General features: G+C 40.7%; 8 protein-coding genes. 4 read left to right on the forward strand and 4 right to left on the reverse strand.

Annotated elements, in window-relative coordinates; all coding sequences use genetic code 11:
- Positions 1–42: 42 nt before the first annotated feature.
- Positions 43–222, forward strand: a complete 180-nt coding sequence (locus tag ACTHJT_RS06460) for a hypothetical protein (RefSeq protein WP_440237181.1) — start codon at positions 43–45, stop codon at positions 220–222.
- Here the strand turns inward: ACTHJT_RS06460 and queG are convergent.
- Both queG and ruvB read right to left on the reverse strand, forming a co-directional pair.
- Positions 219–1,157 (reverse strand): tRNA epoxyqueuosine(34) reductase QueG, encoded by a 939-nt coding sequence (queG, locus tag ACTHJT_RS06465; RefSeq protein WP_440237182.1) that lies wholly within the window; start codon positions 1,155–1,157, stop codon positions 219–221. The two genes, ACTHJT_RS06460 and queG, sit on opposite strands and share 4 nt — an antisense overlap.
- Positions 1,158–1,160: 3 nt before the next feature.
- Positions 1,161–2,189 (reverse strand): Holliday junction branch migration DNA helicase RuvB, encoded by a 1,029-nt coding sequence (ruvB, locus tag ACTHJT_RS06470; RefSeq protein ID WP_440237183.1) that lies wholly within the window; start codon positions 2,187–2,189, stop codon positions 1,161–1,163.
- Positions 2,190–2,387: 198 nt separating this feature from the next.
- Here ruvB and ACTHJT_RS06475 point away from each other — a divergent pair, with 198 nt between their 5' ends.
- The 3 genes from ACTHJT_RS06475 to ACTHJT_RS06485 are packed head-to-tail and all read left to right on the forward strand — an operon-like array spanning position 2,388 to position 4,948.
- On the forward strand, positions 2,388–3,125 hold the full coding sequence (locus ACTHJT_RS06475; RefSeq protein ID WP_440237184.1) for a class I SAM-dependent methyltransferase: 738 nt from the start codon (positions 2,388–2,390) through the stop codon (positions 3,123–3,125).
- 5 nt (positions 3,126–3,130) lie between these two features.
- Positions 3,131–3,868: a ZIP family metal transporter gene (locus ACTHJT_RS06480; RefSeq protein ID WP_440237185.1), complete on the forward strand. Its 738-nt coding sequence runs from the start codon at positions 3,131–3,133 to the stop codon at positions 3,866–3,868.
- Positions 3,869–3,871: 3 nt separating this feature from the next.
- Positions 3,872–4,948 (forward strand): acyltransferase family protein, encoded by a 1,077-nt coding sequence (locus ACTHJT_RS06485; protein WP_440237186.1) that lies wholly within the window; start codon positions 3,872–3,874, stop codon positions 4,946–4,948.
- Positions 4,949–5,024: 76 nt separating this feature from the next.
- On the opposite strand, the gene ACTHJT_RS06490 is transcribed toward ACTHJT_RS06485, so the two are convergent.
- Together ACTHJT_RS06490 and ACTHJT_RS06495 are read right to left on the reverse strand one after the other, a co-directional pair.
- The gene (locus tag ACTHJT_RS06490; protein WP_440237187.1) at positions 5,025–5,945 is read right to left on the reverse strand and encodes a hypothetical protein; all 921 of its coding nucleotides are present in this window, start codon (positions 5,943–5,945) and stop codon (positions 5,025–5,027) included.
- Positions 5,946–6,196: 251 nt separating this feature from the next.
- The gene (locus tag ACTHJT_RS06495) at positions 6,197–6,910 is read right to left on the reverse strand and encodes a YqjF family protein (protein WP_440237188.1); all 714 of its coding nucleotides are present in this window, start codon (positions 6,908–6,910) and stop codon (positions 6,197–6,199) included.
- Positions 6,911–7,453: the final 543 nt, after the last annotated feature.

The raw sequence follows: 7,453 nt of genomic DNA on the forward strand, positions 1-7,453 counted from the left end.
GTTAGTAATTGAAGTTTTCAACCAAAACAACGTATAGAGCACATGTTAGATTACACAAAATTTATTCTTGAAAAGGTAAGCTTTGACCAGCAGCTATTTGAGAAAGAATTATTGAAACATTTAAGTGAGCTGATTATTGAAGAAGTTCAGGAGCTAAAACACTGGTGTTATGAGCATTTTGGCCAAACATATGCACCGGTTTTAAAACGCTGTTTCGCTTAAACGTCTTTTTTTAGGAATGTCAGATTCCTGGAGAGACCTTCAAATTTAGTTCGTTTTATGGCAGAGTCTTTAAAAAGGACATTGAAAACATCTTTAGTGATTTCTTTTAAAGGCATTTCAAAGTATTTTTTGAGTTCTTCCGAAGGGGAGAACTCATTTTTATTTATAGGCTTTGCAAAACGGTTCCAGGGACAAACTTCCTGACAAATGTCACAGCCAAATGCCCATCCCTGCATCTGATCTTTAAATTCCATTGGTATCTGCTCTTTTAGTTCAATCGTCAGATAGGAGATACACTTGCTGCCATTAACCTGATAAGGTTCGGTAATTGCATTTGTCGGACAGGCATCAATGCACCGCGTGCATGTACCGCAATAGTCCTTGATCGGGCCATCGGTATCCAGTTCTATATCCAGGATCAATTCACCGATAAAAAAATAACTGCCCGCATCTTTTGTTAAAATATTACTGTGCTTGCCCATCCAGCCCAGTCCGCTTTTTTGTGCCCACACCTTATCCATCACAGGTGCAGAGTCTACAAATGCACGGCCGTGCACTTCACCAATGTGTTCGGTAATGTAGGCGAGCATGATCTTGAATTTATCTTTCAGCACATAATGGTAATCTTTGCCGTATGCGTAGCGGGAAATTTTAGCTTCTCCTGCCGAAAGCGAAGAGTCTTCAGGTGTATAATTCAATAAGACCGAAACAACAGAACGGGCGCCATCAACCAGTTTGCGCGGATCGAGACGTTTGTCGAAATAATTTTCCATCCATTGCATGGTGCCATGCTGGTTACGTTTCAGCCATGATTCGAGCCGGGGAGCTTCTTCTTCTAAAAATTGCGTAGCCGAAATACCACAGTAATCAAAGCCTGCGAGCCTGGCTGCTTCTTTCACAATACGCGTTCGGTGCGATGTTTGTAAAGAAGCCATGGTCTATTCGAATAAAGTACCTGATTGTGCGGGAGGCGTACGTTGTAAATGTTTGTACGCAAGCGGAGTTACCTCTCTGCCTCGTGAGGTGCGTTTTAAATAGCCTTCCTGGATCAGGAAAGGTTCGTATACTTCTTCAATGGTCTCCGCTTCTTCGCTTACCGCTGTAGCAATAGTTGTAAGGCCTACAGGGCCGCCTTTGAATTTATCAATAATGGTCAGGAGGATGCGGTTGTCCATGTCGTCTAAGCCGTTATGGTCAACATTCAGCGCCTCGAGTGCCATCTTCGCGATGTCAAGTGTAATGGTGCCATCGCCTTTCATCTGTGCAAAATCGCGGGTGCGTCTCAGCAGGTTGTTTGCGATACGCGGGGTTCCACGGCTTCTGCGGGCAATTTCAAAGGCTGCGGTTTCGAGGATCGGAGTATTTAATAAATCGGAAGAACGTTGAATGATGCGGGTAAGTAGTTTTGCATCGTAGTATTCCAGACGGGCATTGATACCGAAACGCGCACGCAGCGGGGATGTGAGCAAACCTGCCCGTGTAGTGGCACCGATCAGCGTAAAGGGATTTAAACCGATCTGGATGCTGCGGGCGTTGGCGCCTGAATCCAGCATGATATCGATCTTGTAATCTTCCATGGCTGAATACAGGTATTCTTCCACCACAGAATTCAAGCGATGAATCTCATCAATAAACAGGACATCGTTTGTCTGCAGGTTCGTTAACAGACCTGCCAGATCGCCTGGTTTTTCAAGTACCGGCCCCGATGTGATCTTGATGTTTGAATTTAATTCGTTGGAAATGATGTTGGAAAGCGTTGTCTTCCCAAGGCCGGGAGGGCCATGCAGCAATACGTGATCAAGAGGCTCGCCGCGTTGTCTCGCAGCTCCGACAAATACTTTCAGGTTTTCGATAATTTTATCCTGTCCGGCAAAATCTTCAAAAGAAAGCGGCCGCAGGGCCTTTTCAATTTCCTTTTCACTCGGAGTGAATTGTTCGTCGTCTGATTTTAGGTAGTCTTCACGCATTGTGATACAAAGATAATAAAAAGTACTGAGTACAGAGTACTAAGTATATAGTACCCAAAAAACGCTTAGAATCAGGCGTAAATGTACATTAAATGTAATATTTTGTTTTTAATACTCAGTACTTTGTACGCTGTACTCCGTACTTTTGAACTTCCTTTTGATTAATATTGTATAATATTTCTACCCTAAAAAAACAATATGCCTCAGTTACAGAAAGAATGGTTTGATACCTGGTTTGATACCCCGTACTACCATATTTTGTATAGCAACCGCAACGAAACAGAAGCGGAAGTGTTTTTAACCAATCTGATGGATCATTTGAAGGTTAAAAAAGGTGCCAGCATATTGGACCTGCCTTGCGGCAAAGGCAGACATACTTTGTTCCTGGCTGAAAAAGGATATACGTTAACGGGAGCAGATCTGTCAGGCGCCAGCATTGCCATGGCACAGTCGCATGCACCTGCAGGCGTAACATTTCTGGTGCACGACTTGCGCAAACCGGCATGGAATGAGTCGTTTGATTATGTGCTCAACTTGTTTACCAGTTTCGGATATTTTGAAACGGAGGCAGAAGATAAAGCCGCGTTTACCACACTTTCACGTGCGCTTAAAAAAGGTGGCTCACTGGTTATCGATTTTATGAATGTAGCGCGCGCGGTAAATTTGTTGAAGGAAGAAGAAACTAAAACGATCGAAGGGATTACGTTCCATCTGAAGCGCTATGTGCAGGATGGATATATACATAAAGAAATCCGCTTTGAAGCAGATGATACACCGTATTTCTTTACTGAAAGAGTGAAAGCCCTGACCTTAGAAGATTTTAAAGGATTTTTTACCTTTGCAGGTCTTACGTTGACAGATGTGTTCGGTAGTTACCAGCTGGACGCGTACGATGCTATTGAGTCGGATAGATTAATAATGATTGCTAAAAAATAACAGACATGCTTGTTAGTGCTATAATTTTATTTTTGGTTGCGTTTGTACCCGCGATACTTGTTTATTACACATCAGCAAAAGGTACAGAGAATTTTAAATTCATATTATCTTTCAGCGGGGCATACCTGTTTTCAATAACAGTTATTCATATTCTGCCGGAAGCAGTGACTGAGTCCGGCAACTTTAAACTGGCAGGTATTTTCGTACTGCTGGGGTATTTTTTACAAATGCTGATCGAGTATTTCTCAACCGGTGTAGAACATGGACATATTCATTTGCATGATCACGATAAAGGTTCTAAAAAATATTTCATCATGCTGGCCATGTGTGTGCACGGCTTGCTGGAAGGTTCTTTATTGATGCATCCTTCGCATATGCATGCGGAAGGTGACCACAATACCTTATTGATTGGATTGGTACTGCACAAACTGCCCGAAGCATTTGCACTGGCGGCTGTGTTGATCGGACTGATGCAGACCCGCATTTCTATTTTCGGATGGCAGCTGGTGTTTGCACTGGCGTCGCCGCTGGGTTTGTTCATAAGCGATTATTTATCTGACCAGGGAATCCTTGACGGCGAAGGCATGGGCTTGTTATTTGCTTTATTGGCCGGCAACTTCCTGTATATTTCTACAACCATCTTTTTTGAATCCAATCCTCAACACAAGTTTAAAGCCAATCGCTTACTGATGTCTTTATCCGGAGCCGTAACGGCTGTAATTGTTGAGTATGTAATGGGCTAAACCATGCTGCAGAAACTAAACGTCTTTAAAGTTGTAAATAATCCGGATCGAATTTCAAGTGTAGATTTTTTCAGAGGAATAGCAGTGCTTGCAGTCGTTCTTTTTCATTTCAAGGGCACACTTCCTTTCGGATATTTAGGTGTTGAAATTTTTTTCGTGATCTCCGGCTTACTTGTCGGCGGCCTATTGACGAAGGATCTAACGAATCAGAAAAAAATTGTCTTCTTTGAATTTTTTCTGAAAAGGGGTTTTAAGATCTGGCCATCGTACTATATGTTTTTGTTACTGGGTACAGGCGTGGCTGTTTTGTTTTATAGTCAGTCGCATCCCGATCAGATCATTCCTTTGTGGGATTTGAAGCGCTATCTGTTCTTCTATCAGAATTATACCGGCGGTCCTTTTCACTGGAGTTTTGATCATGTATGGACCTTGTGTGTGGAAGAACACTTTTATATTTTACTTCCCATCTTATATATTTTCATTCAAAAAGTTTTTCCGGTTGAAAAACAGAAACAAGCGTTGTTCCTGTTTGTGACTGGTGTGATTGTATCGGGGATTATTTTAAAACACTGTTCATATTTCTTTACAAACAGCAAAGATGTAATCGCAAGTACGCATAACCGGATTGATGCATTGGGTTGGGGTGTGCTGCTGAATCTTATTGTAACGTTTTACGGGGATAAAATAAAAAACAAAAAAGTGCAGGTATGGGCTACCTGTTTAGGCGTACTTATTTTCGCGGCAGCCATTATAGGTTCTGTGTATTCCAATGAAAGCCTGTTTTATAAAATGTACCTGCATACAATTATTCCGTTTGCCTTTGCATTGGTTTTGCTGGGCGTTTATTATATAGACTTTTCCAGCATTAAATTTATACAGGTGATTGCTTACTATAGCTACAACTGGTATCTGTGGCATCCGGTCTTTGTGTTTTTTATCCATGACCGTTTGGGCGCAACCTGGCTGGGCGTATTGTCTTATCTGGCAATTACGTTCTCAGCAGCAGTATTGAGTACTATTCTGATCGAAGAACCTTTTCTGAAAAGAAGGAAAAAAGTAATCGACCGCATTTTCCATTGAGTATAAATAACTTCTCACTATCGTGATTCACATCCATGATCTGTGTGTGTCCTTCTTTAAAAGCCATTTAAATTTTCTATCTCTCTTCGATCAATTCTTTGGAAAGCTTTTGAGTTATTTTTTCCAGGTCTGAAATATTCTCCTCGATCTTAGTGTCACAAAATTCTTTTTCATGTGGCGGAATATCGTGTTTGGAAAGGCTGATCAATCCAATGATACGCGCGATATACGCCCGGATCTCATGAGCGTTCGTATAGGCAAGATTTTTTATGCGGTCGTTCTGCAGTGTGAGTTTTTCTGTACGTTCAGCGACTTTCTTTTCCAGTGTTGCATTCAACACGCTTAAGGATTGGTTCTGTTTGTCTAATTCTGTACTAAGTCTCAGCAGGTCTTGCTGGCTCTTCTGAAGTATATATTTAAAGAATGTAAAGGAGCTGTATAAAAAAGCAGTAATGATTATTTTAGCCAACAGGTAATACACGTAATACTTTTTTATAAAATCAAGATCCGGCAGCGAGTGGAAATGCTTAATCAGGAATTCATCGAAGGTCAGGATAAAAGTTATATATAAGCCTACGATAGGAAACAGAAATATTTTTTCTTTTTCCAGAGAAAAAATTAAAAACGGAATGATACCCAGTACCATGAAGGCATAGGGAATCCACAGGAACATACCTGCATGAATAAAATTGCTGATGAAGATGGGGAAGATGATCAAGGAAAAAGCAGGTGTTACAGATGTTATGATTTTAGCAAGGCTATAATGTCTGGAAGCATTCAGGAAAAGACTTATAATACTGAATAATAGCAACAGGATACAGCGCCCGTAACTTTTGGCTCCATCATCAGTCAGGATCGTAATGGCAATTGTTAATGGAATGGAAACTGCACAAATGAACAGCAGGTTGACCATGTTGGTGATGCGGATGAAGTGTCTATTTGCAGAGCCTGTTTCAGGAAGCACGCCCAGGTTAATGATTTTTTGAAAAAGATGCATAAAAGTAGTTGTTATGGGGAATTGAAGGTGTTTCAATATACTGATAATATGTATACGTAGAAATCAGGGAAAGGGAGAAAAATATACAATAAAATGAAGGGGCAGGTATAGGGGATTGATTGGAATTTAGCCGGTTTAATGAATATGTCTGAAACAGGAATTTTTGGTTCATTAAACGCTAATGGATTATCTCCACCCAGCCCTTTTTACTGCAATTGTTGTTGTAACCGACTTCGTAATAACAAAAGCATTTACAATTTCCTGCCGCCCATGATTTCAATTTCAGAACCTTCGGCTAAGAAGATGGATGTAGGCTTCGTCTCCAGGAAGGGAACAAACGCTTCACCAAATAATTCTTTGGTACTGAAAGAAAAATTGAGGCTGTGCATGCGGTATACCTGCCAGCGTGGATGCTTCACTTCGTACTCAGATGTAGTACTTGCAGAACGCCTGGTATAACCCCAGTAATGCTCTGTGATAAACTCTGCTTCGCTGCCCGGTTTGATGTCTACAGGCTCTATGCCTGCTTTCACACGGATATAGTTCCACTTATTATTTACTTTCCATTCGTATTCAATGCGCTGTTCATTTTCCAGGAGATCCCATTGATGGCGCATCGGCAATGTCTGATAATTTTCTCCGTAAAGTGTATTGGCAACGAATGTAACCAGACGCTTAGGCACCAGTTCCTTTATAAATACGGTGCCGCGTTTCCACTCACCGTTTTCAAGATAACGCACATAAAAGCGCAGGTTCACTTCAGGGAATGCTGTGTGGTGCGGAATGGAAATGCCTTTGATCTTTACCGCATCAAACAGAAAACTTACGACGGATACATAACAGGTATCGTTCCAGATGTCAAGCTCTGTATGGGCCGGGAGGTAAGGCTTCAGTATTTCAGGATCTACTGCGTAGTTCGCTAAAATGAGTTTTCGCCATTGAGCAGTAAGGAAACGTGAAGCCATAAATCGGAGTGTTATTTAGAGTAAAGATAAAAATATTCTTTTATTCGTCACATACATGAAAAAGCAATGAATGCTGTTCGGTATTTAGATAATATCCAGAATCACAACTCAGCTTTCATTGCCGTTTGGCTTTATTCAACGGGGAATAAATGCTTTATATTGAATATTTGAATGGTGTTTAGCATACATGGCCAATATACCTTTGATAAATAATTTCTCTCCGTCACATAAATGTGACGGCAATGAATGCTATTCTGCTCTTTGTATAATTTATTTATCTTAATAATTGCCTGAAAAGTTCTACCAAAGAGAATCCCAAAGAATCACAACTCAGCTTTGATTGCTGTTTGACTTTAGTCAACGAGAATAAATGCTTTATATTGAATATTTGAATGGTGTTTAGCATACATGCCTAATATACCTTTGATAAATAATTTCTCTCCGTCACATAAATGTGACGGCAATGAATGCTATTCTGCTCTTTGTATAATTTATTTATCTTAATAATTGCCTGAAAAGTTCTACCAAAGAGAATCCCAAAGA

This window comes from Cytophaga sp. (genome assembly GCF_051961495.1).
Classification (GTDB): Bacteria; Bacteroidota; Bacteroidia; order Cytophagales; family Cytophagaceae; genus Cytophaga.